This is a genomic window from Pelagerythrobacter marinus, from assembly GCF_009827515.1.
Taxonomy (GTDB): Bacteria; Pseudomonadota; Alphaproteobacteria; order Sphingomonadales; family Sphingomonadaceae; genus Pelagerythrobacter; species Pelagerythrobacter marinus.
The window spans coordinates 227,821-250,557 of the sequence record NZ_WTYO01000003.1 but is presented as its reverse complement, the minus strand read 5'-3'; the positions used below and the strand labels follow the sequence as shown (position 1 = coordinate 250,557).

Sequence of the window (22,737 nt, the reverse complement as noted above, 5' to 3'; positions counted from 1 at the left end):
GGCCCCGGCCCGCTAGCCCCCCATGTCCGCGCGCGGGTTGCTGTCGTCCTGCCATCCCTCCAGCCGCCGGGCGAGTTCCGCCGTGTCGCGCGGGAGGGTGATCTCCAGCGTCACCAGCTGGTCGCCGCGCGTGCCGGACCTGGTTGAAAACCCCTTGCCTTTCAGGCGCATGGTCGTGCCGCCGCTGGTCCCGGGCTTGATCGTCAGCATGACCGGCCCGTCCACCGTGGGGCAGCGGACCTTGGCCCCGCCGACCGCCTCGGACAAGGTGATCGGCAGGTCCAGCCGCACGTCGTCGCCGTCGCGGCGGAAGAACTTGTGGCGATCGATCGCGATCGTCACGATCCCGTCGCCATGGCCGCCCGCGCCCGGTTCGCCCTTGCCCTTGAGCCGCATCTGCGTCCCGTCTTCCACCCCGGCAGGCAGCTTGAGGTCGATCGTCTTGCCATCGGCCAGGGTGATCCGCTGGTCCTTGCGGGTGGCCGCATCGACGAAGGGCACGCGCAGGCGATAGGCGATGTCCGCGCCCTTGCGCGGGGGCGGCCGGCGCTGCTGGCCGAAACCGCCCGGCCCGCGCGCGCCACCGCGCGAGAAGCCGCCTTGCCCGCCGCCGAAGAGCCCTTCGAAAATGTCGCCCAGGTCCACGCCTTCCTGCTGGAAGCCCTGGAAATCCTCCGCCCGGAAGCCGCGCTGTCCGCCGCCGCCGAAGCCGCCGGGCCCGCCGCCCATGCCCGCACCGCCCATTCCGCCGCCCATGCCGGCGAAGGGATTGGCCGGGTTGCCCTCGGCATCGATCTCCCCCCGGTCGAAGCGGGCGCGCTTGTCCTTGTCGGCCAGGAGGTCGTAGGCCTGCGTCACCTTGCTGAACCGCTCGGCCGCCTTCGGGTTGTCCTTGTTGCGATCGGGGTGAAGCTCCTTCGCCAGCTTGCGATAGGCGCTCTTGATCTCCTTCTCGGTCGCGTTGCGCGATATGCCCAGCGTTGCGTAAGGATCGGCCATGGCGTGTTAGCTAGGTGCAACAGTCTGCGGGCGCAAGGCGCGCCAGGCTTTCCTACATGCCGCGGGCGCGTTAGGGCGGCAGGCATGATCGCCCCGCCCCCCCGTTCCGCGCCCCCCCGTTCTGCGCCCCCCCGTTCGGCGCTCGGCCGCGCGCCTGTCGCCGACTGGCGCGCGGGCCCGGTTTTCTTGTCCCAGGACAGTGTAACAGGCGGTCCATGTCTGGGCGGCCCATGTCCGGGGGGCAGGCGGTGAAGGGCGCGCGTTCCGAACTGCCCGGATCGGACCCGCTGGCGCTGTTCGACGCCTGGCTGGCCGAGGCGCGCGAGGCCGAGCCGAACGATCCCGACGCGATGGCGCTGGCCACCGCGACGCGCGACGGGCGCCCCTCGGTGCGGATGGTCCTGCTGAAAGGGCACGGGGCGGACGGTTTCACCTTCTTCACCAATGCCCGCAGCCGCAAGGGGGAGGAGATCGCCGCCAACCCCCACGCCGCGCTGCTGTTCCACTGGAAGAGCCTGCGCCGCCAGGTGCGGATCGAGGGGCCGCTTGCCGAAGTCTCCCCCGCCGCGGCCGACGCCTACTTCCATTCGCGCGCCTTCGTCAGCCAGGTCGGATCGGCGGCCAGCGACCAGTCGCGCCCGCTGGCCGACCGGGCCGACTACGTCGCCCGGGTCGAGGCGCTGGGCGAGGCGTGCCGCGCCGCGGGCCAGGTGCCGCGCCCGCCGCACTGGACGGGCTTCACCCTGGCGCCCGAGCGGATCGAGTTCTGGCTCGACCGGCCCAATCGCCTGCACGACCGGCGCCTGTTCACCCGCACGGGGGAAGGGTGGGACAGCACCCTGCTCTATCCATGACCGCGGACGGGGCAGCGCGCCGGGCCGCGCTTACCCGCAGCGCGGCCTGGGCCTCGATCGCGGTCGCGCTGTTCCTCGCCGCGATCAAGGGGTGGGCGACCTGGCGGACCGGCTCGACCGCCATGCTGGGCAGCCTGGTCGATACCGCGCTCGACCTCGTGGCCAGCCTGGCGACGCTCGCCGGGGTGTGGATCGCGGCCATGCCGGCGGACGAGGATCACCGCTTCGGCCATGGCAAGGCGGAAGCGCTGGCGGCGATCTTCCAGGTCATGCTGATCGCGCTCTCCGCCGCGGGCATCGCCTTTCGCGCGATCGCGCACCTGGTGGAAGGGACGCAGACCGCCGCCGCCGGGGAAGGGATCGCCGTCTCGCTGGTCGCGATCGCGGCGACTTTCGCCCTGATCGCGTGGCAGCGCCACGTGATCCGCCGCACCGGCAGCCTCGCAATCAGGACCGACAGCGTCCATTACCAGTCCGACCTGCTGCTCAACCTCGCGGTGATCGCGGCGCTGGTGCTCGACCAGTACCTGGGCCTTTCGCGCGCCGACCCGCTGTTCGGGCTGGCGATTGCCGGCTGGCTGCTGTGGGGCGCCTGGCGCGCGGGCAGCGAGGCGGTGGACCAGATCATGGACCGCGAATGGCCGGAGGAGAAGCGCCAGCGCTTCGTCGAACTGGCCGCGCGCCACCCGGAACTGTCCAACCTGCACGATTTGCGAACCCGGTCGAGCGGGACGCGCGACTTCGTGCAGTTCCACGTCGACCTGCCCGGCACGACCACGGTCGCCGCGGCACACGCGATCATCGAGCGGGTCGAGGCCGACCTGTGCCGCCACTTCCCCGAGATGGAGCTGCTGATCCACATCGACCCGCGGGGCCACGTGGACGACCCGGGCAACCCGCTGGTGGAGGCCGACGAGTTCGAGAAACTGGGAAAGGACGCCGGATGAAACTGCCCTACTGGCACGTCGATGCCTTCGCCGACCGGCCCTTTGCCGGGAACCAGGCGGCCGTCATGCCGCTCGACGACTGGCTGCCCGACGAGGTGCTCCAGGCGATCGGGGAGGAGAACAACTTCGCCGAAACCGCCTTCGTGGTGAAGGACGCGGGCGGCGATGCCGACTGGCAGCTGCGCTGGTTCACCCCGGCGTGCGAGATCCGTCTTTGCGGCCACGCGACGCTTGCGGCGGGGCACGTCCTGCTGGGCCGCGACGGGGGCGATCGCGTCCGCTTCCGCACGCGCAAGGCCGGCGTGCTCGAGGTGCGGCGCAGCGCCGCCGGATACGAGCTGGCGCTGCCCGCCATCCCGACCGCGCGTTCGGACTGGCCCGAGGCCGTGGCCCTGCTGGGCGCGGAGCCCGAGGAGGTGTGGCGCAACCCCGACGGCTACGGCATCTACCTCTACGCGAACGAGGGCGCGGTCCGCGCGCTCGACCCGGACTTGCGCGGGCTCGGCGCGCTGGGCGACGACCAGTTCATCTGCACCGCGCCGGGACGCGCGAGCGACGTGGTCAGCCGGGTCTTCGTGCCCGGCGGCGGAGTGGACGAGGACAGCGTGACCGGCTCGGCCCACGCCGCGCTCACCCCCTTCTGGGCCGCGCGGCTGGGGCGCGACAGCTTCACCGCGCACCAGGCCTCGCGCCGCGGCGGCGATCTCGCCTGCCGGCTGGAAGGCGATCGGGCCTGGCTGGGCGGCGCCTGCGTGACGGTGGTGGAGGGAACGTTCCGCCTGCCCGACGGGGCCGATGGCGGCGGCGGTCAGGTCGCGGGGTAGAGCTCGACGATATCGGCCAGCTCCTGCAACAGGACCGCGCGTTCCTCCGCGTCCGAATGGCCCAGTCGCACGACGGTCAGCTTCTGTTCGGGGGATACCAAGATGTACTGGCCCATGTGCCCGATCGCCGCGAACATCGAACGCGGCGCGCGGCCGGGGAACAGCGGGTTGTCGCTTTCGCCCGGGACCGGGCGGTTGAGCCAGGTCTGGAACCCGTAGTTCTCGCGACGCGGGCTGGGCCGGGTCATCGCCTCGACCCACTTGCGCGGCACAAGCTGGCTCCCGCGATATGACCCCTTGTGGCGCAGGAAGTCGCCGAACCGGGCCCAGTCGCGCGCCGTGCCGTGGATCAGGCTGCCGCCGATCAGCGTGCCGCTGGCGTCGAATTCGGGCACCATCGATTCCATCGCCAGCGGCCCGAACAGGCGGGTGTGGAGATAGCCGGCGACCGCCTCGCGCCGCGCCTCCGGCTCGTCGCGCCGCGACAGGACGCGCGCGGCGATGTCGGCCAGGATAACGCTGGTGGCGGAGGAATACTCGAACGTGCTGCCCGGCTCCGCCTCCAGCGGCTGGCTCTCGGCCCAGTCGGCCATGTCGTCGCGCCCGTCGAGGAACAGCATCCGTACCTCTGACGACTCGTAGGGCGGGTCGCCGGCTTCAGTATGGCGCAGGCCGCTGCGCATCTGGAGCAGCTGGCGCAAGGTGATCTCGCCGCGCGGGTCGCCGGGCCGCTGCCAGCGCGGGACGGGGGGCGATTCGTCGAGCGCCAGACGCCCGTCGGCCACGAGCATCCCGATCATCACCGCGGTCACCGTCTTGGCCATCGACCAGCTGGCGAAGCGGGTTTCGCGGCCATATCCGGGGGCGTAGCGCTCGGCGGCGATCTCGCCCCCGTGCATCACGATCAGCGCGCGGGTCTCGCCCGCGGCGTCGCCGGCGAACAGGTCGTCCACCTGGCGCGCCAGCTGCTGCGCCGGGGCGCCGGGATCGTCCGACACGGCGGCCAGCGCTTCTTCGCTCAGCGGCGGAGGCGGCGGCTCGGCACCGCTGCAGGCAAGCAGGGCTGGCAGCAGGGCGAGGCAGGCGATAAGGGAGGCGGGCCGCGGGAACATGCGGCTTTCCCTCGCGCAGCAAACCGGGCTTGGCAATGGCAAACAGATCCCGCGGAACACGGCATGGCACCCGGCGCGCCCGGCGCAGGCGCTGGCCCCTGTGGCTCGCGCTGGCGGCCGCGGTCCTGGCCGGCCTGGCCTGGCATTTCCGCGCGCCGATCGCCGGTTACTCGGGCATTGCCGCGGCCTATTCGGCGCGCGTGGCCTGTTCGTGCCGCTTCGTCGCGGGGCGCAGTCTCGACGATTGCGAGAAGGACAAGCTGGCCGGGATGGAACTCGTCACCTTGACCGAAGACGTCGAGAACCGCAGCGTCACCGCCCGCTTCCCCTTCCTCGCCGCCGAAACCGCCACCCTGCGCGACGGATACGGCTGCGTGATGGAGCCGTGGGAGGGTTAGATGCCTTGTAAGTTGCTGACGAAACGATACTGACCTTTTCGTGCCCGAGGGCCGGACTTCTTCTCCGGGTTTATCTTTGTGGATTTGCATGACCGATAACGACACCTTGCAGCGCGCTATCGTGCGATCTGACGCCAGCATCCGCACCGTGATGGCCCGTCTCGATCGCAACAGGATCAAGCTTGGCTTGGTGCTGGACGAAGGGGGACGTCTTCTTCGGACCGTGACAGACGGCGACATTCGCCGGGCCTTGCTGGGCGGCGCCTTGCTGGACGATGCCATTTCATGCCTTCCTCCCCAGCGGGCCGTTACGGTGCCGGAGAAGACCGCGCCTGCTCAGTTGCTTCAGGAAATGGACCGGCATGGCGTCAATGCACTTGTTGTGACGGATGCGGCGGGGGAGCCGGTCGATCTGGTCGATCGCGGAATGCTCAGCGGGGCGATCCTTTTGTCCCCACCCCATATGGGAGGTGGCGAGGCGGCACACGTACAGCAGGCGTTCGACGACAACTGGGTCGCGCCTGCGGGCCCCAACCTGGACGCGTTTGAGAAACGTCTGGCGGTTCTCAGCACAAGGGAGCATGCCGTTGCCGTTTCATCCGGGACCGCCGGCCTGCACCTTGCCATGCGGGCGCTCAACTTGCCGCGCGGTGCGCGGGTATACGTTTCGGACCTGACTTTTGTCGGGAGCGTACAGCCGCTGTTGTACGAACGTCTCGAACCGGTCCTCATCGACGCCGAACCTGGTACTTGGAACATGTCGCCCGGGGCACTGCGTCGGCAGATTGAAGCCGATGCCGCGAGTGATCGGAAAGGCGCGGCGATCCTCCTGGTTCATCTCTATGGACAGTCCGCGAATGTGGGGGAAATCCTGACGATCGCGGAAGAACATGGCCTGCCCCTGGTCGAGGACGCCGCCGAGAGCTTGGGTGCGGTCTATGACAATCGCCCGAGCGGGGCGCATGGCGTGATCAGTGTCTATTCGTTCAACGGCAACAAGATCATAACCACCTCGAGCGGGGGAGCCCTGGTCACCGACGATCCGAAGATCGCAGAGCGCGCGCGTTATCTCGCGACGCAGGGGCGCGATCCGGTAGAGCATTACCAGCACGGCACGATCGCATACAACTATCGCATGTCGAACATCCTGGCCGGGGTGGGGCTGGGCCAGCTCGACGTCTTGTCCGACAGAGTGGCGGCACGTCGCGCGATATTCGAGCGTTACAAGGCGGGGTTGAGCGATCTTCCAGGCATTGCCTTTCAGGAAGATAGTCCGCGCTCACTCGGGAACCGGTGGCTGACATCGATTGAATTCGACCCCAACCGCCTGGCGATCCATCCCTATCAGATCATGCGAAAGCTTCGACAGGGCGGCATCGAGACGCGCCCGGGATGGAAGCCCCTGCACATGCAGCCCTTGTGCCATGGTTTTGCATTCGCTCCCCATTCCGAGAAGGTCACGGTGTCGGCTGCGCACTTCCAGCGAGCCTTGTGCCTTCCCACCGGGTCCAACCTGACCGTGGCGGAGCAGGACAGAATTATTGCCGCGGTGCGGTCCATCCTGACGGAGAACCTGGTCTGATGTGTGGCATTTTCGGCGGTTATTCGTTTCGCGCGCAAGATTTCGATTCAGCAGTATTGGAAGAAATGGCCGGGTCCATTTGGCACCGCGGGCCCGATGCCCGCGGCGTCTGGAACAACGAGCGTGCGGCGGTCGGGAACTGTCGTCTTTCGATCATCGATCTCAGCGAAAGGAGCGATCAGCCCCTTTTCTCCGAAGACGGCCAGATCGTGCTGGTCCAGAACGGAGAGATATACAACTTTCTGGAACTGCGGGAATCGCTGCTGAGAGAGGGCGCGCGCTTTTCAACCAGCGGTGACACCGAGGTCTTGCTGCGAGCCTACGAGACGTGGGGCCCGGGTTTCGTAACGCGTCTCAACGGGATGTTCGCGATAGCCGTCTACGATGGTCGCGACGAGGGCGGAACTCTTCGGCTGTATCGTGATCGGCTGGGCGTCAAGCCGCTCTATCTGTCGGGCGATCCGGAATCAGGCCGGCTCTGGTTCGGATCTGAAATCAAGGCGTTGCTGGCGACAGGGATCGAGCGGTCACCGGACCTGGATGCAATCGCACAGTATCTTGCGCTCAACTATATACCGCCCGATCAAACCGCCTTCGAGGGTATTCGACACCTGCCGCCAGCGCATTGGGCGGAGATAACGCCGGCTGGCATTCGTCTGACTCGCTACTGGGACCTGAGCGCCGTGGCGGTCGAGCGGGACATGAGCGAAGCCGAGGCGAAATCGGGTCTTCTGGCTCTTCTCGACGATGCAACTCGCATAAGGATGCGGGCCGATGCGCCTTTCGGCGCGTTCCTTTCGGGTGGGCTCGACAGTTCGTCCGTGGTCGGGTTCATGAGCATGTACCAGACGGACCCCGTTCGCACCTTCTCGATCGGGTTCGACGATCCACGGTTTGACGAGAGCGACCATGCCCGGGCCGCGGCCAGGCGTTTCGGAACCTTGCACGAGCGGCGCGTCACGGAATACGAAGCTGCCGAGCTGTGGCCGAAATTCATCTGGCACGTCGACCAGCCGCACGGCGATGTGTCCTTCATCCCAATGTATCAGGTTTCGGCGCTCGCTGCCCGCGATGTTAAGATGGTACTCACCGGCGACGGCGGCGACGAGCTGTTTGCAGGCTATGAGAAGTACGCACGCTTTTTTGCCAGCGGGACCGAAGACCTTCCGGAAGGTTGGCAGGATGACTTTGCGAGGCAGTCGGGCCTGTTGCTGGACGACGAACCCGAACAGTTGCTGAGCGGCGAGCTGGCTGCGGCATTTCGCGAGACGGACCCGTATCGCGCGCTGTTGAAGGAGATGCAGCGCGCTCCCGGCGGAGACCCCATCAACCAGGTTCTCCATGCGGAAACCGCGATCCTCCTTCCGGGCAACAATCTCGTAAAGCCGGACAGGATGGCAATGGCCAACTCGCTGGAGGTCCGTTCGCCCTTTCTAGACTACCGTATGGCAGAGTTCGCGTTTTCCGTGCCCGGTGCCATGAAACTGCAAGGTCAGGAAACCAAGGCGATCTACAAGCTGGCCGTACGCGATCTTCTCGGTGACGCCCTGACATGGCGAAAGAAGCAGATGTTTACCGTGCCGATCGGCGAATGGTTCCGCCAGTCGTTGGCGGGCTATTGCAGGGAGCTGCTGCTGGACGGGCGCTTGGAAAGCCGGGGGCTGGTCGAAAGCCGGAAGCTTTCGGAGATGCTGGAGGCCCACATACACGGGACTCACAACTATACCCGGCAGATACGGGCCTTGATCTCCCTCGAGATATGGTTTCGCTTGTTCATCGACCAGGACCCTGTCTGGCTGGAGAAAGCTGCCGCCCCCTATCGCCCGTTTGGGTAATCTCGCCATCGACACGATGCGCTGCTGTCCGACCGCTGCTGCTGGCACACGCGTAAAAATCAGGAGACTTTGTGCAGTTCTTGATGATCCTGAGTGATCCGGAGATCGCCCGGTACATATGCCGGGACAAGGGCGTCACGCCTATGGTGGATCTCGAAAGACTGGGGAAGGCCGAACGCCAGGGACACCTGGGTACCTGGAAAAGCCAGCAAGACATCGAGGACGTGAGCCGGATCCGTGGCGTCGTAGGCGATGCCGAACTGCTCGTGCGGATCGATCCGCTCCATGACGGTACGAAGGCTCAGCTCGACGAAGTGATCGCCAGGGGAGCCGACGCTGTCATGCTCCCCATGTTCCACGATATCGACACCCTTGCGCGGTTCCTCGATCTGCTCGGCGACCGGGCTGAGCCGGTCCCACTCTTCGAAACGGCGCGGTCGGTCGCGGCCCTGCCGGATATGGTGGAACAGCTTGGACTGCGAAGGTTGCACATCGGCCTGAACGACTTGCACCTCGACCTGGGGGATGTCTTCTTGTTCGAACCCTTGGCGAACGGCTATCTCGAGGAGCCTTGCGCTGCCTTGAGGAATGCGGGCGTCCGGTTCGGAATTGGAGGACTGGCGCGCGCCCGTGAAGGCATCGTGAGCCCCGAGTTCCTGTTGGGCGAGCATGTCCGGTTGGGTTCGACGGCCGCGATCCTCAGTCAGACATTTCACCGCAATCCGGAAAATCTCGCCGAGCTGAAGAAAAGCATTGATTTCCCCGATGAGATGGCGCGATTGCGGGCCATCTATCTACGGTTTCTTGCCATGGATGCGGAGGGGCTGGAGCACAATCGTGTGGCGACCCGTGATCGGGTATTCGATGTGGCGCAGCTTATTCGCGCGCGAAAGGGAGATGAGTCTTGAACGCCCCGCTGCTTTATTTCGGCGAGCGCCCGATCGGCGGCGATCATCCTGCCTACGTGATTGCCGAGATAGGCGTAAATCATAACGGCAACCTCGAGCTGGCGCACAAGCTCATCGATCTCGCCGCATCTTCTGGCGCTGACGCAGTAAAGTTCCAGACTTACGTAACGGAAGAGCTCATACTGCCGCAGGCCCGCAAGGCAGAATATCAGTCGCGGAACGTGGGCGACGGCTCGCAGTTCGACATGCTGAAGGAATACGAGCTTCCTTTTTCTGCCTTTGTCGAGCTGAAAGCTCACTGCGACAGGATCGGGATCGATTTCATTTCGACGGCTTTCGATGCCCCGAGCCTGGAATTTGTCGTATCGCTTGATCCGGTCTGTCTAAAATGGGCGTCGGGCGAAATGACCAACAAGCCACTGCTCGACCTGGCGGGGCGTTCGGGGCTGCCGATTATCCTGTCGACCGGCATGAGCACCTTCGAAGAGATCGTTGCGGCGCGTAGCTGGCTCGGCCACGATGTCCCGGTTGTGATACTGCAGTGCGTGTCGAATTATCCGGCCGCGATCGAGGATCAGAATCTCCGGGTTCTGCCCGTGCTGCAGCAGCATTTTCAATGTCCGGTCGGATTTTCCGACCATACGGCGGGGCCGCATGCGGCCCTTGTCGCCCGGGCTTTGGGGATGGCCGTGTTGGAAAAGCACTTCACCCTGGACGCTGGTATGCCGGGGCCGGACCACTCCGCGTCGCTCGAGCCGGATGCCTTCCAGAACCTGGTGACGCTGCTGCGCCAGGTGGAGGCGGGCCTCGGCGACGGCGTCAAGCGCCCCCGGGAAGTCGAAATGGACGTGCGAGCGGTCGCTCGCAAGAGCCTGGTCTATCGGCGCGCGCTTGCCGAGGGGCACGTCCTTGGGCCCGGCGATCTCACCGCGAAGAGACCCGGCGGAGGGGTGGCGCCGGAGTGTTACGACCGCTTCGTTGGCCAGCGGTTGGCGACTTCTGTGAGCAAGGATCAGATGGTGAGCGACGCCGATGTCGCCTGACCCCGCCGTGTGCCTGTTCGGTGCCGGCGGCCACGGAAGGGTCGTGGCGTCGCAGCTTACTCAAGCAGGAGTGCGCTCGATTGTCTTCTGCGATCACGCGTTGCAGGGGCAGAGCGTTTGCGGGTACCCGGTCCCATTCGCATCGGTCCAGGACATCCTGGCCGCAGGATCCGATCTGCGCGTGGTTGTCACGTTGGGCGACAACGAGCGACGCCGGCAGTTGCATGAACGACTTGCCGAACGCATCGCTTCCGCGGTCATCATCGAACCGGGCCGGGTCTACACCGATCATATCGCCGAGGGTACGCAAATTCTGGCTGGCGCCGTGGTAAACGTGGAGGCCAGGATTGGTGCGGGAACCATTATCAATACCAACGCGGTCGTCGAGCACGATTGTAGCGTGGGGAGCTTCTCGCACGTGGCGCCGGGCGCCGTGATAGGAGGGGGCGCCGTGGTGGGTGACGGCGTCCTGATCGGCGCTGGCGCCGTCGTCCTCCCGGGCGTGCGGGTGGCTTCAGGAGCAATCGTCGGCGGCGGCGCCCTGGTTGCGCGAGATATCTCGCACGGCGGAACCTGGACGGGCGTTCCGGCGCGGCCACAGCAACGCGTCAACCGATGAACGGTCGCGTCTTTCTGACCAGCTACGGGGGTGGGCATGCCCAGATCATCGCCGCTCTGGTGCCGGCGCTGCAATCGGCCGGATTCGAAACCGACACGATCGGTCTGACCACGGCCTACGCGCTCTTGCGACGGCAAGGGGTGGCGGCGAAGTCGGTCGAGGCCCTGGTGGTGCCCGAGCAAGACCGCCGCTGGCTGTCGCTGGCTGAACGGTTCCTGGGCGAATCGGCTCATCCGGACATCACCGAGAGCCAGACCCGTGCCTATTTCGCGCTGGGTCTTCGCGACCTGGCGCTGGAGATGGGGGAGGAGGCCGCGATCGAGCGGGTCGAGGACCAGGGGCGCATGGCCTTTTGTCCGGTCGACGCATTCCGACGGTACTTTCGCCGCACAACGCCCGATCTCGTCATCAGCACCACCAGCCCGAGATTCGAACTCGCTGCCCAGCTTGGCGCTCATGCCGAAGGCATTCCCGGCCTGGCGGTGGGAGACTTGTTCCTGGAACACGAACGGCAATGGATCTTGCAGCCGGGCTATGCTCGCCAACTGGCCGTCCTGTCGGAACCGGTGCGCCGGTCGATGGAGGCCGACGGCTTCGCAGGGCAGATAAGGGCCACCGGCAATCCGGCGTTCGATCGGCTTGCGATTGTCGCGCAAGATGAACCCCGCCGCAGGGAACTGAGGGCGGCGCTCGGCATCGGGCAGAAGCGTTTGGTGCTATGCCCTGCATCCAGCAGCAGTCACGCCAAGAACGGGCAGGCATTTCTCTCGCCGGCCACCTTCGCCAGGAAAATGGAAGCCCTGTGCAGGCGGCGCCCGGAGCTGACATACATGATGCGCGCGCACCCGAACGCTCCATTTGAGATGCCTTCCGAATGCAAGAGCGGCCACAATCCGGACAGCTCCGTGATGAGCGTGGAGGATGCCATCCTCGCGGCCGATCTCGTCTTTGTCGAATGCAGCACCGTGGGCTTGCAGGCCGCGCTGATGGGGCGGCCGGTGGTATGCCTGGGGTTTGCCGACTATGCCGTATATCCGCGATATGGTTTGGCTCACGTGGTCGACGACCTCGACGAAGCAATCGACAGGATCGACCAGTTCACGTCACTGCCGTCGGAAGGGGCGGGCATTCCGCCTTTGGGAACGGCTACGGACAGCGTGATCGGTTATGTGACGGATATAATAACAGCTCACGATCCTGGGAAAAGTTGAAGAGTTCTGAGCCGGGGGATTGATCACAAGCAGGTCTTGGCCCTGGCAATTGCATACCAGATACGAAGAGATCGCCCCTATGCACATACTCATGGTTCGCTCCATCTTGACCGAGTCGGGTCCTGGGACACAGCCCCTGGTGATCGCCCGGCAGATGCGCGAGCGAGGACATCACGTGACGTTCGTCACCTCCGGCGGGGTCTATGTTCAGGCGGTGCGCGACGCGGGTTTTACGGTTCACATCGTGCCCCAGCTGGCCCCGAACAGGCATCAGCCGTGGAGTATCGCGATCGCCATCCGGCGCCTCACCGCCATAATTCGGCAAGCCCGGCCTGACGTGATTCACGGCCATAATGCGGCGGCGACGATGTGCGCTCACATCGCCGCCCGTCTCGGCGGCGAGAAAATTCCGTGTGTGACAAGTGTACGCGGGGTCGAGGAACGCGATACCCACCAGTGGCGAAACCGGATCTGGAAGCACTTGCCCGGAATCTTGATGGGCGTTTGTGAGCGCACACGAGAGCGGCTTATCGGTTTCGGCGTCCCTGCAACGAAGACCTGCGTGACCTACAATGGCGTTGACCTGGCGCGTTTCGATCCGGGTCGGGTATCGTCCGAACGAAATCGTCGCGAACTCGGGTTGGAGGGGCGCATCGTGGTGGGAACCACTGGAGCCATGGTTCCCCATTCCGAGGTCAATGGCCCTACCAAGGGGCAGCATAACCTGGTGAAGGCAGTGGCTGCCTTGAGGGATCGGCATCCCGAACTATCGGTGCTGCTGGTGGGCGACGGTCCTGCCCGCCCATGCGTGGAAGAGGTGGTGCGCGAAACCGGCATGGAAGGGCGGGTAATATTTGCTGGCCGCCGATTCGACATCCCGGAGATGTTGAGCGCCATGGACATCTACTGCCAGCCCTCAATTTTCGGCGAATTCTTTCCGAATGCGATTATCGAGGCGATGGCGATGGGCAAGCCATGGATCGGGAGCGACATCGCCGGCTTGAAAGAGCTGACCGCAGGTGATTCCGCAGGCTGGGTTTCGCCGCCCGGGGACGTGGACGCGCTGGCGGCCAATCTTGACCGGCTCGCAGGCGATGCAGAGCTTCGTGCGTCTCGCGGCCGCGCAGCCAGGAAGCACGTCCAGGCAGAGCTCACGATCGAAAAGGTGGTTGATCGTATCTTGGGCGCCTATCGCGCGGCGGGAGCGGCCGTGGACACGGGATTGCCACGCCAGCAGGTCATCTAGTGTCCGACCGCTGGCTAGAGCGAGACGAGCGCAAGCTGAGTTCTCAGGTCCTTCTGACATTTGCCGCTTCGATGGCCGGCAAGCTTTTGGGGTTTGTCCGCCTCCAGCAGATTGCTTCGACCTTGGGTGTCAGCATTTATTCCGATGCTGTTCTGGTCGCCATGCAGCTCGTGTGGCTGCTGGAAACGGTCTTCATTTCCAGCGCGGTCATGCCCGTCCTGGTGTCGCGAGTATACCAGGTTGACGCGGCCGAAGGCGGAGATGCCGCCATCCGTTTCTGGCTGCACGCCGCCTTGATCTGTACGCTGGTCGCCTCGGGGGCTTCGGCGCTTGCGATAGTTTTTTCGGAAAGTCTGGCCGTCCTGATCGCTCCAGGCTTTGACGAATATGGGATCGAGCTCTTTTCCACTTTGCTCCTGGCGAGCGCAGCGACCCCCGTCGGGCTCGCGCTCGCCCATTTCCTGGGATTGGTGAACCGGCTGCTGAATAATGCGGTCTGGTATTCCGTTCCGCAGATCGTGACCAATCTCGCCGCCATTGCGGGGCTTCTGATAGGCTTCTACCACGGCGGCGCCGCAGCAGGCGCGTTCTGGATGATGGCAGGCATGGCGATAGGAGCCTACGTCGTCTGCATCCTGCAATTCTGGGTTATTCCGCGGGCGCCCAAGACGCGGATGGTGAGCGGTATCAGGAAGAGCGCCGGGAACGCGCTCGGTCTTCGCGCTCCGCATGGCTACTGGCATGGGGTTCTGGCGCTCGCCCTGGTCGCCTTGCTGAACGAGCTTTACGTATATGTCGATTTCTATTTCGCATCTAAACTTTCGGCCGGTTCGGTAAGCCTTTTGGGTTTTGCCAGCCGCCTGGCGGCGTTGGCCAACATGCTCGTCGTCGGTTCCGCCTTGGTCATCACCGAGCCTCGCTGGGCTCATGCATTGGCAGATCGAGGACAAGCGGCCTGGCGCTCTATAATCGGCCCGGATATCGTTGCGCTATTGGGCTGCATGGCCATTCCAATGGTTCTATTATATTCCTATCCAGAAGAAATAACGAGGATAGTATATAACAGCGGCTCATTTTCTGTAGGGGATCGCAAAACTATCAATGCCCTTACGATGATATTTGCGTTTGGTTCGGTTGCTCTTGCAGTCAACTTGATCAGTACACGGGTTGTGGTGCTTATGCATCGACACCGCTGGATCTTCATTATAAGCGCCATCGTGTTGCCGGCGAAAATTTTCATGAGCGCTTCATTGGTGGGGGAGTACGGTGTTCTCGGGCTGGCGGCCGCTACCGTCGTGGCGACGGTCCTTCAGTCTTTCGGCAACCTCGTCGTGATCGCACTGCATCTCAGGACCGTGGCGTTTCCCATCGCCGACGTCGCGAGGTTGTTGTGCGGTTTTGGCTTGGCATCTTCCGTTGCTTATGTAGTCGATACCCAGATTGGCGGCGGCATTCTCGGGCTGATAATTGCCGGGGGCGGGGTTGCAGCGGCCGTGCTTGCGTTCGGGCTTCTGGGCGGCTTCGGTCGTTCGACGTTCTTTAACTTGGGGATTTCCCGAAACTAATGTGCGGAATTTGCGGTCTGGTGTGGCGACCCTCGGTCCGGGGCGACGTATCGCCAAGGTCGAACCTGGCGATCACGGCCATGCTCGATGCAATGGGGCACCGGGGTCCTGATGGGCAGGGGCGTCATGTCGCCGAGCGTCATGCCCTCGGCCACTTGCGACTTGCCATTATCGACGTCGAAGGTGCGCCCCAGCCGATGTCGTCCCCAGACGGGAACGTGGCGCTAAGCTTCAACGGAGAGATCTATAACTTCGCGCAGTTGATGGAGGATCAGAAGCGCCGCGGCTGGCAGTTCCGGACCCGTTCCGATACCGAGGTCCTTCTGGCCGGTTATATCCAGGACGGCCCCCGTTTCGACGACATGCTCAACGGGATGTACGCCTATGCGGTTCTCGACGAGGCAGGTCTTCACGGGGGATCGGGCGGAGGGCGCCTGCAACTGGGTATCGATCCCGTAGGCGTGAAGCCGCTATACGTTTGGGAAGGCCCCGATGCGGTGCTTTTCGCCTCGGAGCTGCGGGGAATCCTGGCGGCCCTGCGCGCGCTCGAATTTCCCGTCGCTATCGATCGGCGCGCGCTCGCCCAGTTCCTGGCCCAGGGCTGGGTGCCCCAACCGGGATCGCTGGTTCAAGGGGTGCGAAAGCTGACGCCGGGGGCGAGAATGGAGATCGATCTGTCCAACGGGCAGACAAAGGATCTGCCGCCGCGCACTCTTCCCGCCGCACGGGCTGGGAACCTCGAAGAGGTATTGTTCGCGTCGGTACGGCGGCAAGTCATCGCAGACGTACCGGTCGGCTTTTTTCTTTCCGGCGGGATCGATTCGTCGCTGCTGGTTTCCGTTGCTCATCAGATGGGCCTTGCGCCTCGAACCTTTACCGTCCGATTTGAAGGGGAGGGCCATGGGATCGCTGCGGCGAACGAAGCCGACGTGGCTGCGCTCGTCGCTGCTCATTGCAATGCCGAGCATCACGAACTTCGGGTAAATGCGGACATCTTGCTTGAGGAACTGGATGCCGGACTCGCAGCGATGGATCAGCCCATCGCCGACCCGGCGTGCCTCCCGCTCCTCGTGATGTCGAGATTTGCGCGAGACCATGTGAAGGTCTGCCTGTCGGGAGATGGCGGCGACGAGCTGTTCCAGGGGTATCCTCGGCATGCACTGACCCCTTGGAAGAGGCGCTGGCACGGGCTCCCGCCTCAGTTGCGCGACGCGGCGAGGAGCATCGTGCAGCGGCTGCCGACCTCTCCGTCGACTGGCCTCGCGGAGAACCTGCGAAGAATCCGTGTTGGTTTTGGGCTTCTGGACGATCCGGAGTACATTCCGGGGCCGTTTTCCGGGCCCAATGAACGCCTTCTCACCGTCAACCCCGATATGCCGGACTGGATGATGGCCTTGCCGACGTCTGATACGGCAATGTTCGAGGCCGATATGCGAGGACAGCTGTCGGGGCAGATGCTACCGAAGACCGACCATGTTAGCATGTACGCGAGCCTTGAATGCCGCGTGCCGTTTCTGGACCTCGAGATGGTTGCGTTTGCCCAGTCCATCTCGGGTGCCGAGAAGCGAGCCGGGGGACTCGGGAAGGCACCGCTCAGATCCCTGTTGTCGCGATACCTGCCGGATGAGGTGACGAAACGGCCCAAACACGGTTTCCGTGTGCCTCTGACTGACTGGTTCCGCACCAAACTGGCTTCTTCCATCCGTGGTCGCCTGCTTGATCCGGGACAGCCCGTGGCGGGGATGATGCGTCGGACGGACTTGGAGCAGCTCCTCGCAGCCCATATTTCGGGCCGTGCCGAGCATTCCATCCGCATTTGGTCGTTGCTTGCACTCCAGGCCTGGCTCGATCGCAATGGTCTGAGCCACCAAGACGTGGGGTCGGCGCAGGATCTTGCCCCTTGATGCTGGATCTTGCCATCATAACTGCAAGGGCTGGCTCGGTCGGCCTGCCGGGCAAGAACGTCGCCGAGCTCGGCGGTGTGCCCCTTATCGCATGGACCGTGCGCGCCGCCATGGCATCGCGGTGCTTCCGGCGTGTAATCGTCAGCACGGATGGTCCAGCGATCATGTCGGCCGCAAGGGCGGCTGGCGCCGAGGTTCCGTTCGTGCGACCCGCGGAACTCGCAACGTCGGCGGCGCGATCCAGCGATGTGGTTCTCCATGCGCTCTCCGCCACGAAAACCACAGGGGCTTTTGCCCTGCTGCAACCTACATCGCCATTCCGGTCGGCAGAACATATTCGGCAGGCCGTGCGGATATACGACGGGACGCCTTCGCCGGCGGTGGTTTCGGTCGGCAAAGGCAAGCCGGCGGCTTGGCAGTTCACAACCGATGAAACTGGCCGGCTACAGCCGCTCGCAAGGGCCGTTCCCTCCGTTTCCCGGCGTCAGGATGCAGAGCCTTTGCTGGCGCCGAACGGTGCGCTCTATCTCTGCGACGTGAAGACTTTTCGTGACCAGGGTACACTCTTCCCCGATGGCGTTGCGGGCTACGTGATGGGCCACATCGACAGTCTCGATATCGACGAGGAAGAAGATCTCGCTCTGGCGCGAGCGATCGTCGACGCACGCTTACGGGTCATAGATTCATGAAGATTCACTACGTGTCCGGCAGTCGCGCCGATTTTGGCCTCATGCGAGGCTGTCTGCAGCATCTCGCCGGCAGCCGGCATGAACTCTCGGTCGTGGCAACCGGGCAGCATCTTCTCGAGAAGTACGGCAGCAGCGTGAACGATATACGCGCGGCCGGTCTAAGCCTGGCTGCCCAGATACCCGCGCGTCTGACGGGCGAGAGCGGGGGGGAAATGGCCCGCGCCTTCACGGTCGAGATGGACGGCATGATCGATCTATGGGAGCGTGACCGACCCGATCTGGTGCTGGTGCTCGGTGATCGAGGCGAAATGCTGGCCGCAACGCTGGCCGCGGTGCATCTCGGCATCTTCACGGCCCATATCCATGGCGGCGAACGTTCGGGAACACTGGATGAAAGTCTTCGGCACGCGATCAGCAAGCTGGCGCATGTTCATTTTCCTGCCACCGAGGACGCAGCCCAGCGACTGAAGCGAATGGGCGAGCTTCCAGAGACTATACGGGTGATCGGGGCGCCAGGACTGGTCGATCTTTGCCGGTCGCGAGCCGCCTGCATCGATCGGCGCGCTATACTGTCGGAGTACGGGCTGAGCGTGGACAGGCCGCTATCGCTTGTTGTCTTCCATCCGGTGGTGCAGGAGGCGGGAGACGGAGGCGGGCAGATCCGCACGGTGATCCGGTCCCTGCAAAGCCTGGGTCATCAGCTGGTGGTTCTGCGCCCCAACTCCGATGCAGGAGGCAAGGCCATCGACCAGAGCCTCGACGCCGTCGGGGAGCATCCCGACATCGTGGTGCTGACGCACCTCGAGCGAAGGCATTATCTTTCCCTGCTGGCCGCAGCCGATGTGCTCGTGGGCAATTCGTCGTCGGGGATCATAGAAAGTGCAAGCTTGGGAACCCCGTGCGTCAATCTCGGCTCGCGCCAGAATGATCGGCTTCGCAACGACAATACGATCGATTGCCCTGAGATTCGCGAGCAGGAGGTTCAGAATGCAGTGAGCCAGGCGCTGGCTCTAAAAGGGCCATTTCAAAATTTCTATGGAGACGGTCGTTCGGATGAAGAACTACTGTCCGCTATTGATCAGATCGAGTGGAGCCCCAGACTTCTAGTCAAGCGGAATGCTTTCTAAGACATGGATGTAATCATAAGCATCGGAATTTCCGCTCTTGCGCTTCTCCTGGCGGTTGTTCGACTGCAATCCTTCAGGTTCGTCCGGCCTTTCATGGTCTTCTTCGCGCTAGGCGCCGGCCAGATTCACCTGGCCCTGGTCGCGCTCGGCGTGTTCCTGGTTTCCGACCTGAACTTGCGAGGGGATGGGCCACGTCGCGACAGGGTGTTCATCATGGTGTGCATGGTGTTCCTCGCCATCGTGCTTGCCACGATGTTGTCCGACGCCGGATGGAGAGTCCTGAGCGAGCTGCTCCAGCTTGCTGTGTATGTCGGGATGTTCTTTCTGCTTCGCGCTGCCGTATATCAGCCCGGTCAGATGGACCGTTTGATGGCGGCTTCCGCCGCCGGAGCAGTGGCTGTCGCACTATTGGGCTTGTTGCTTGCCGCGGCGGGAATGACGGAAGCACCGGCCATATTCCTCGCAAGAGGTGCGAACGAGGCTTCCACGTTCCTGGTCATAATGGGCGTGGTCCCCAGCGTCTTTCTTTTTATCCAGACGCGAAAGCCAAGGTACCTGGTTTTCATCGGCATTCTCTTCATCGCCCAGATCGAGGCTACAAGCCGGATCAACATACTTCTGAGCATTTCGAGCATCTGCGTTATGTTGTTTTTCCTGTGGCGCAGCTTGTGGTGGAGGTTGGGGCTGGTTGCCGCGGCAGTGTCGGGCCTGGTCGTGAACTTCGCGCTCCTTGAAGACGTATGGGAGCGAAACAGGAATTACTCGTACGAAGAGCGCTTCGCGTTGTACGAGGGCGGCATCGCTCTTTGGGAACAGAGGCCCTGGTTCGGATGGGGATGGGGGTCGTCTTCGGAAATCGTTCCCAGGATACTTCTGACTGACCAGGGTTTCCCGCACTTTCACTCCACCTATATCCAGTTTCTGGTCGAACTGGGTGTTCTGGGAATTTTCCTTACCGCGCTGTGGTTCATAGGCAGCTTGAAAATGATCCACCGCGGCTTTGCGCGACAGCTTCCGGTCGAGTGCAAGGCATATCTCGTCGCCGTGCATGCGGCCCTGATCGGCAGCGGCTTCACCGAGGCAATGCTGTTCGGGGCGGACAGGGCAGTCCAGGTAGCATTTGTATACGCGGTGTCACTCTACATCAGCGACTTGCGCCCCATGAGTGTCGCAGCGTCCGATCAGGAGCAAGCGTATTGAAATACGTTGACGACTTCATGAGGCGCCTGTTGGACGTCGGGGCCGCATCCTTGGCATGTGTAGTCCTGTCGCCCCTTATGCTCCTTATCGCTGTTGCCATAAGGGCCGACGACGGCAGCCCGATATTCTTTCGCCAGGTTCGCGTCGGCAGAGGGCTGAGGCATTTCACGATACTGAAGTTCAGGACCATGAAGTGGGATCCCGCGGCTGCCCCCCAGGGCGGCACCGCCGGGTCGCTCGCGGAGAAAAAAGCCGCGCGGGCGGCGTTCAGGACGACCGTCCCCGGAGATTCGCGGATTACCCGGGTAGGGCGTTTCCTGCGTTCGACGCATCTGGACGAACTGCCGCAGTTGCTGAATGTCCTGCGTGGCGACATGTCCCTGGTGGGCGTTCGGCCCGACACCCCTGCCCAAGAGGTCGATTACCAGGACGGGTACTGGGAAGAGCGGCATGCTTTGCGGCCGGGGATTACAGGGCCTGCCCAGGTTTACGCGAACGAAGGAGGGCTGGAAGAACGCGTCACGCTGGAGCGGCGATGGCTATCGCATCCCGCTCTGGGCGCCTACGTGCGATTTCTGGTGGCCACGATTGGCAAGGTCTTTCGACGATCCAGCTTTTGACGGAATTCATGCGGCTAGCGCCTCTGGACACGATATGAAGGCGCTGGGCCCGGTCCCCGGTTTACGGCGTTTGTGCCGCACACCGCTTCGACCACTCCTTGCTGGGAACAAATTCGGGTACGAGCTTGCTTACGATCTGGACTGCCGTCGTTGAACTGCCCGTTTCTCGGAGGGCGGAATTCAGCTCATCCAGTGCATCGTGCAGATCGTTCCACGGCAGCAGGTTTTCTCGCGCGCGCATGATCCGGGGGTGATTGGTGGGTTCCGGGTTGTTGCCGATCAGGAGCTCTTCATACAGCTTTTCGCCTGGCCGCAAGCCGGTTTCAACCACTTCTATGTCGCCGTCCGGATTGTCCGCGTCCCGCACGCTGAGGCCGGACAGCCGCACCATCGAGTAAGCGAGCTCGGCGATCTTGATCGGCTCACCCATGTCCAGCACGAATACTTCGCCGCCTTTCGCCATGGCACTCGCCTGGATCACGAGCTGTGACGCTTCGGGGATGGTCATGAAGTACCGGGTGATGTCCCGATGAGTCAGGGTTATCGGCCCCCCTTGCGCGATCTGCTCCTTGAACCGCGGCACGACCGACCCGCTCGAACCCAGGACATTGCCGAACCGCACCATGCTGAAAACCGGCCCCCGCCTTTCTTCCGCCGCCTTGGCTTGCAGGATGAGTTCGCAAATCCTTTTCGATGCGCCCATGATGTTGGTCGGGCGTACCGCCTTGTCGGTGCTGATGAGGGTGAAATGGGTGGTGCCGACTTCCTCGGCAGCTTCGACGCTATGGAGCGTGCCCATGATGTTGTTGCGAAGACCCGCTATCGGATTCGCTTCTACCAGGGGCACGTGCTTGTACGCGGCCGCGTGAAACACTGTGTCGGGCCGGTAACGCGCGTAAACACGTCGCATGGACGAACGCTCGGCTGCGTTGGCCAGCTCGGGTATAATCTGCACGCTGGCGCCCGCGTCTGCGCAGAATTCGCGGAGTTCCTGCTCGATCGCGTAGAGGCCGTATTCCGACTGCTCGAGCAGGACAAGCCGCGAGGGCCGGAATTGCACGATCTGGCGACACAGCTCGCTGCCGATCGACCCGCCCGCGCCGGAAACAAGAACGGTGCGGCCGATGATCGTCTTTCCCATCAGAAGTTCATTGGGCGCGACTGCTTCGCGACCGAGCAGCTCTTCGATCTGGATCTCGCGCAAATCGCTGACGGTCACTTTGCCTTCGATCACGTTCGTCAGATTCGGTAGGGAGCGAACGTAGACTTCTTCCTTCTGGAGCGTCTCGATTATGGCTCGGCGTCGCGTACGCGACGCGCTGGGTATGGCGAGCAGCACCTCGTCCACCTCCCGCTCGGCAACGACTTCGCGAAGGCGATCGGATCCGAAGACGGGCGCTCCATCCAGCCTCTGTCCGTGGAGCCGAAGATCGTCATCGAGGAACCCGACGAGGTGAATCTGTGGCTCATGCCTCAACGACAAGGCGAGCTGCTGGCCGGCCCGACCGGCGCCGTAAACCAGCACGCGCTTCCCGTTCACATCCACTGCTTTCAGCAGATCCAGCATCGTGAATCGAATGGCGATGCGGCTCGAGGCCAGGAGGAGGAAGAATATGATCGGATGAAGGACGCTCAACGTGCGCGGCACGTCGGGCAACCGGAAGATCACGCAAACCACGATCAGCGGAATCGCCATCAGGCCGGTAGCCACTGCGAGATTGGCGATCGTTCGGGCGCCTGAAAAGCGCGTGAGGGCGCGGTAAACGCCGGTTCTCCAGGCAATGGGATACCATGTGGCAATCGCTATGGCGGCGAAGGTCATGATCGGCCGCGAGACAAGGTCCCACACCCCGAGGCGCAGTGAAAACGCGATCAGCACCGCCGCAAAGCAGAGGGCAGCGTCGAACAGAATGGCCAGAAGTTGTCGATGAAGCCGCGGCCGACCCAGAATGAAGCGTAGCGTGCGCTCGCGCAACTGACGCCACGCGATGCTGCCAGCGGGGCCAAGACGGGGCGATTGAACCTGTTCGCTCACTGACGATTCGACCTGTCGA

At 63.7% G+C, this 22,737-nt stretch carries 20 protein-coding genes; 17 read left to right on the top strand and 3 right to left on the bottom strand.

Features of this window, described 5'->3' with window-relative positions; translation table 11 throughout:
* Nucleotides 1-12 precede the first annotated feature (12 nt).
* Nucleotides 13-999, bottom strand: coding sequence for a DnaJ C-terminal domain-containing protein (locus tag GRI72_RS08270; protein ID WP_160733432.1), 987 nt, complete (start codon nt 997-999; stop codon nt 13-15).
* 230 nt (nt 1,000-1,229) lie between these two features.
* On the opposite strand from GRI72_RS08270, the gene pdxH reads away from it, so the two are divergent.
* Genes pdxH through GRI72_RS08255 form a run of 3 tightly spaced genes read left to right on the top strand, consistent with a single transcriptional unit; the run spans nt 1,230 to nt 3,624 of the window.
* A complete protein-coding gene (pdxH, locus tag GRI72_RS08265; protein WP_160733431.1) occupies nt 1,230-1,853 on the top strand; it encodes a pyridoxamine 5'-phosphate oxidase in 624 nt (207 codons plus the stop codon).
* Nucleotides 1,850-2,800, top strand: coding sequence for a cation diffusion facilitator family transporter (locus tag GRI72_RS08260; protein ID WP_160733430.1), 951 nt, complete (start codon nt 1,850-1,852; stop codon nt 2,798-2,800). The genes pdxH and GRI72_RS08260 overlap by 4 nt, the downstream gene beginning before the upstream one ends.
* A complete protein-coding gene (locus tag GRI72_RS08255; protein ID WP_160733429.1) occupies nt 2,797-3,624 on the top strand; it encodes a PhzF family phenazine biosynthesis protein in 828 nt (275 codons plus the stop codon). Before GRI72_RS08260 ends, GRI72_RS08255 begins: the two co-directional genes overlap by 4 nt.
* Here the strand turns inward: GRI72_RS08255 and GRI72_RS08250 are convergent.
* The gene (locus tag GRI72_RS08250; protein WP_160733428.1) at nt 3,609-4,736 is read right to left on the bottom strand and encodes a serine hydrolase domain-containing protein; all 1,128 of its coding nucleotides are present in this window, start codon (nt 4,734-4,736) and stop codon (nt 3,609-3,611) included. The genes GRI72_RS08255 and GRI72_RS08250 overlap by 16 nt on opposite strands.
* A 35-nt stretch (nt 4,737-4,771) precedes the next feature.
* On the opposite strand from GRI72_RS08250, the gene GRI72_RS08245 reads away from it, so the two are divergent.
* From GRI72_RS08245 to GRI72_RS08180, 14 genes are all read left to right on the top strand, one after another.
* On the top strand, nt 4,772-5,134 hold the full coding sequence (locus GRI72_RS08245) for a hypothetical protein (protein ID WP_160733427.1): 363 nt from the start codon (nt 4,772-4,774) through the stop codon (nt 5,132-5,134).
* An 88-nt stretch (nt 5,135-5,222) separates the two neighbouring features.
* Nucleotides 5,223-6,716: a DegT/DnrJ/EryC1/StrS family aminotransferase gene (locus tag GRI72_RS08240; RefSeq protein ID WP_160733426.1), complete on the top strand. Its 1,494-nt coding sequence runs from the start codon at nt 5,223-5,225 to the stop codon at nt 6,714-6,716.
* Nucleotides 6,716-8,551 carry an asparagine synthase (glutamine-hydrolyzing) gene (gene asnB / locus GRI72_RS08235; RefSeq protein WP_160733425.1) on the top strand — a complete coding sequence of 612 codons (1,836 nt, stop codon included), beginning with the start codon at nt 6,716-6,718 and terminating at the stop codon, nt 8,549-8,551. Before GRI72_RS08240 ends, asnB (GRI72_RS08235) begins: the two co-directional genes overlap by 1 nt.
* A 71-nt stretch (nt 8,552-8,622) precedes the next feature.
* A complete protein-coding gene (locus tag GRI72_RS08230; protein ID WP_160733424.1) occupies nt 8,623-9,459 on the top strand; it encodes an aldolase in 837 nt (278 codons plus the stop codon).
* Nucleotides 9,456-10,502, top strand: coding sequence for an N-acetylneuraminate synthase family protein (locus GRI72_RS08225; RefSeq protein ID WP_202389022.1), 1,047 nt, complete (start codon nt 9,456-9,458; stop codon nt 10,500-10,502). The genes GRI72_RS08230 and GRI72_RS08225 overlap by 4 nt, the downstream gene beginning before the upstream one ends.
* Nucleotides 10,492-11,121 (top strand): NeuD/PglB/VioB family sugar acetyltransferase, encoded by a 630-nt coding sequence (locus GRI72_RS08220; RefSeq protein ID WP_237486946.1) that lies wholly within the window; start codon nt 10,492-10,494, stop codon nt 11,119-11,121. The genes GRI72_RS08225 and GRI72_RS08220 overlap by 11 nt, the downstream gene beginning before the upstream one ends.
* Nucleotides 11,118-12,332: a hypothetical protein gene (locus GRI72_RS08215; RefSeq protein ID WP_160733422.1), complete on the top strand. Its 1,215-nt coding sequence runs from the start codon at nt 11,118-11,120 to the stop codon at nt 12,330-12,332. The genes GRI72_RS08220 and GRI72_RS08215 overlap by 4 nt, the downstream gene beginning before the upstream one ends.
* Nucleotides 12,333-12,411: 79 nt before the next feature.
* Nucleotides 12,412-13,578 carry a glycosyltransferase gene (locus GRI72_RS08210; protein ID WP_337191159.1) on the top strand — a complete coding sequence of 389 codons (1,167 nt, stop codon included), beginning with the start codon at nt 12,412-12,414 and terminating at the stop codon, nt 13,576-13,578.
* A 71-nt stretch (nt 13,579-13,649) separates the two neighbouring features.
* Nucleotides 13,650-15,143 carry a lipid II flippase MurJ gene (locus tag GRI72_RS08205; RefSeq protein ID WP_160733420.1) on the top strand — a complete coding sequence of 498 codons (1,494 nt, stop codon included), beginning with the start codon at nt 13,650-13,652 and terminating at the stop codon, nt 15,141-15,143.
* The gene (gene asnB / locus GRI72_RS08200; RefSeq protein WP_160733419.1) at nt 15,143-17,047 is read left to right on the top strand and encodes an asparagine synthase (glutamine-hydrolyzing); all 1,905 of its coding nucleotides are present in this window, start codon (nt 15,143-15,145) and stop codon (nt 17,045-17,047) included. Before GRI72_RS08205 ends, asnB (GRI72_RS08200) begins: the two co-directional genes overlap by 1 nt.
* Nucleotides 17,047-17,736 carry an acylneuraminate cytidylyltransferase family protein gene (locus tag GRI72_RS08195; RefSeq protein WP_237486999.1) on the top strand — a complete coding sequence of 230 codons (690 nt, stop codon included), beginning with the start codon at nt 17,047-17,049 and terminating at the stop codon, nt 17,734-17,736. The genes asnB (GRI72_RS08200) and GRI72_RS08195 overlap by 1 nt, the downstream gene beginning before the upstream one ends.
* Nucleotides 17,733-18,863 carry a UDP-N-acetylglucosamine 2-epimerase gene (gene neuC / locus GRI72_RS08190; RefSeq protein WP_160733417.1) on the top strand — a complete coding sequence of 377 codons (1,131 nt, stop codon included), beginning with the start codon at nt 17,733-17,735 and terminating at the stop codon, nt 18,861-18,863. Before GRI72_RS08195 ends, neuC begins: the two co-directional genes overlap by 4 nt.
* A gap of 93 nt (nt 18,864-18,956) precedes the next feature.
* Complete coding sequence (locus GRI72_RS08185; protein WP_160733416.1) at nt 18,957-20,063, top strand: O-antigen ligase family protein; 1,107 nt, start codon at nt 18,957-18,959, stop codon at nt 20,061-20,063.
* Nucleotides 20,060-20,683, top strand: a complete 624-nt coding sequence (locus GRI72_RS08180) for a sugar transferase (RefSeq protein ID WP_237486944.1) — start codon at nt 20,060-20,062, stop codon at nt 20,681-20,683. Before GRI72_RS08185 ends, GRI72_RS08180 begins: the two co-directional genes overlap by 4 nt.
* Nucleotides 20,684-20,744: 61 nt before the next feature.
* Here GRI72_RS08180 and GRI72_RS08175 read toward each other — a convergent pair whose 3' ends face one another.
* Nucleotides 20,745-22,718, bottom strand: a complete 1,974-nt coding sequence (locus GRI72_RS08175) for a polysaccharide biosynthesis protein (RefSeq protein WP_337191158.1) — start codon at nt 22,716-22,718, stop codon at nt 20,745-20,747.
* Nucleotides 22,719-22,737: the final 19 nt, after the last annotated feature.

Bases quoted from the DNA above. Each gene is read 5' to 3' on its own strand.
- GRI72_RS08195 (WP_237486999.1), top strand. From the start codon at position 17,047: ATGCTGGATCTTGCCATCATAACTGCAAGGGCTGGCTCGGTCGGCCTG.
- GRI72_RS08215 (WP_160733422.1), top strand. From the start codon at position 11,118: ATGAACGGTCGCGTCTTTCTGACCAGCTACGGGGGTGGGCATGCCCAG.
- GRI72_RS08205 (WP_160733420.1), top strand. From the start codon at position 13,650: ATGGCCGGCAAGCTTTTGGGGTTTGTCCGCCTCCAGCAGATTGCTTCG.
- GRI72_RS08270 (WP_160733432.1), bottom strand. From the start codon at position 999: ATGGCCGATCCTTACGCAACGCTGGGCATATCGCGCAACGCGACCGAG.
- asnB (WP_160733425.1), top strand. From the start codon at position 6,716: ATGTGTGGCATTTTCGGCGGTTATTCGTTTCGCGCGCAAGATTTCGAT.
- GRI72_RS08240 (WP_160733426.1), top strand. From the start codon at position 5,223: ATGACCGATAACGACACCTTGCAGCGCGCTATCGTGCGATCTGACGCC.
- GRI72_RS08185 (WP_160733416.1), top strand. From the start codon at position 18,957: ATGGTCTTCTTCGCGCTAGGCGCCGGCCAGATTCACCTGGCCCTGGTC.
- GRI72_RS08255 (WP_160733429.1), top strand. From the start codon at position 2,797: ATGAAACTGCCCTACTGGCACGTCGATGCCTTCGCCGACCGGCCCTTT.
- GRI72_RS08260 (WP_160733430.1), top strand. From the start codon at position 1,850: ATGACCGCGGACGGGGCAGCGCGCCGGGCCGCGCTTACCCGCAGCGCG.
- GRI72_RS08245 (WP_160733427.1), top strand. From the start codon at position 4,772: ATGGCAAACAGATCCCGCGGAACACGGCATGGCACCCGGCGCGCCCGG.
- asnB (WP_160733419.1), top strand. From the start codon at position 15,143: ATGTGCGGAATTTGCGGTCTGGTGTGGCGACCCTCGGTCCGGGGCGAC.
- neuC (WP_160733417.1), top strand. From the start codon at position 17,733: ATGAAGATTCACTACGTGTCCGGCAGTCGCGCCGATTTTGGCCTCATG.
- pdxH (WP_160733431.1), top strand. From the start codon at position 1,230: ATGTCCGGGGGGCAGGCGGTGAAGGGCGCGCGTTCCGAACTGCCCGGA.
- GRI72_RS08250 (WP_160733428.1), bottom strand. From the start codon at position 4,736: ATGTTCCCGCGGCCCGCCTCCCTTATCGCCTGCCTCGCCCTGCTGCCA.
- GRI72_RS08220 (WP_237486946.1), top strand. From the start codon at position 10,492: ATGTCGCCTGACCCCGCCGTGTGCCTGTTCGGTGCCGGCGGCCACGGA.
- GRI72_RS08210 (WP_337191159.1), top strand. From the start codon at position 12,412: ATGCACATACTCATGGTTCGCTCCATCTTGACCGAGTCGGGTCCTGGG.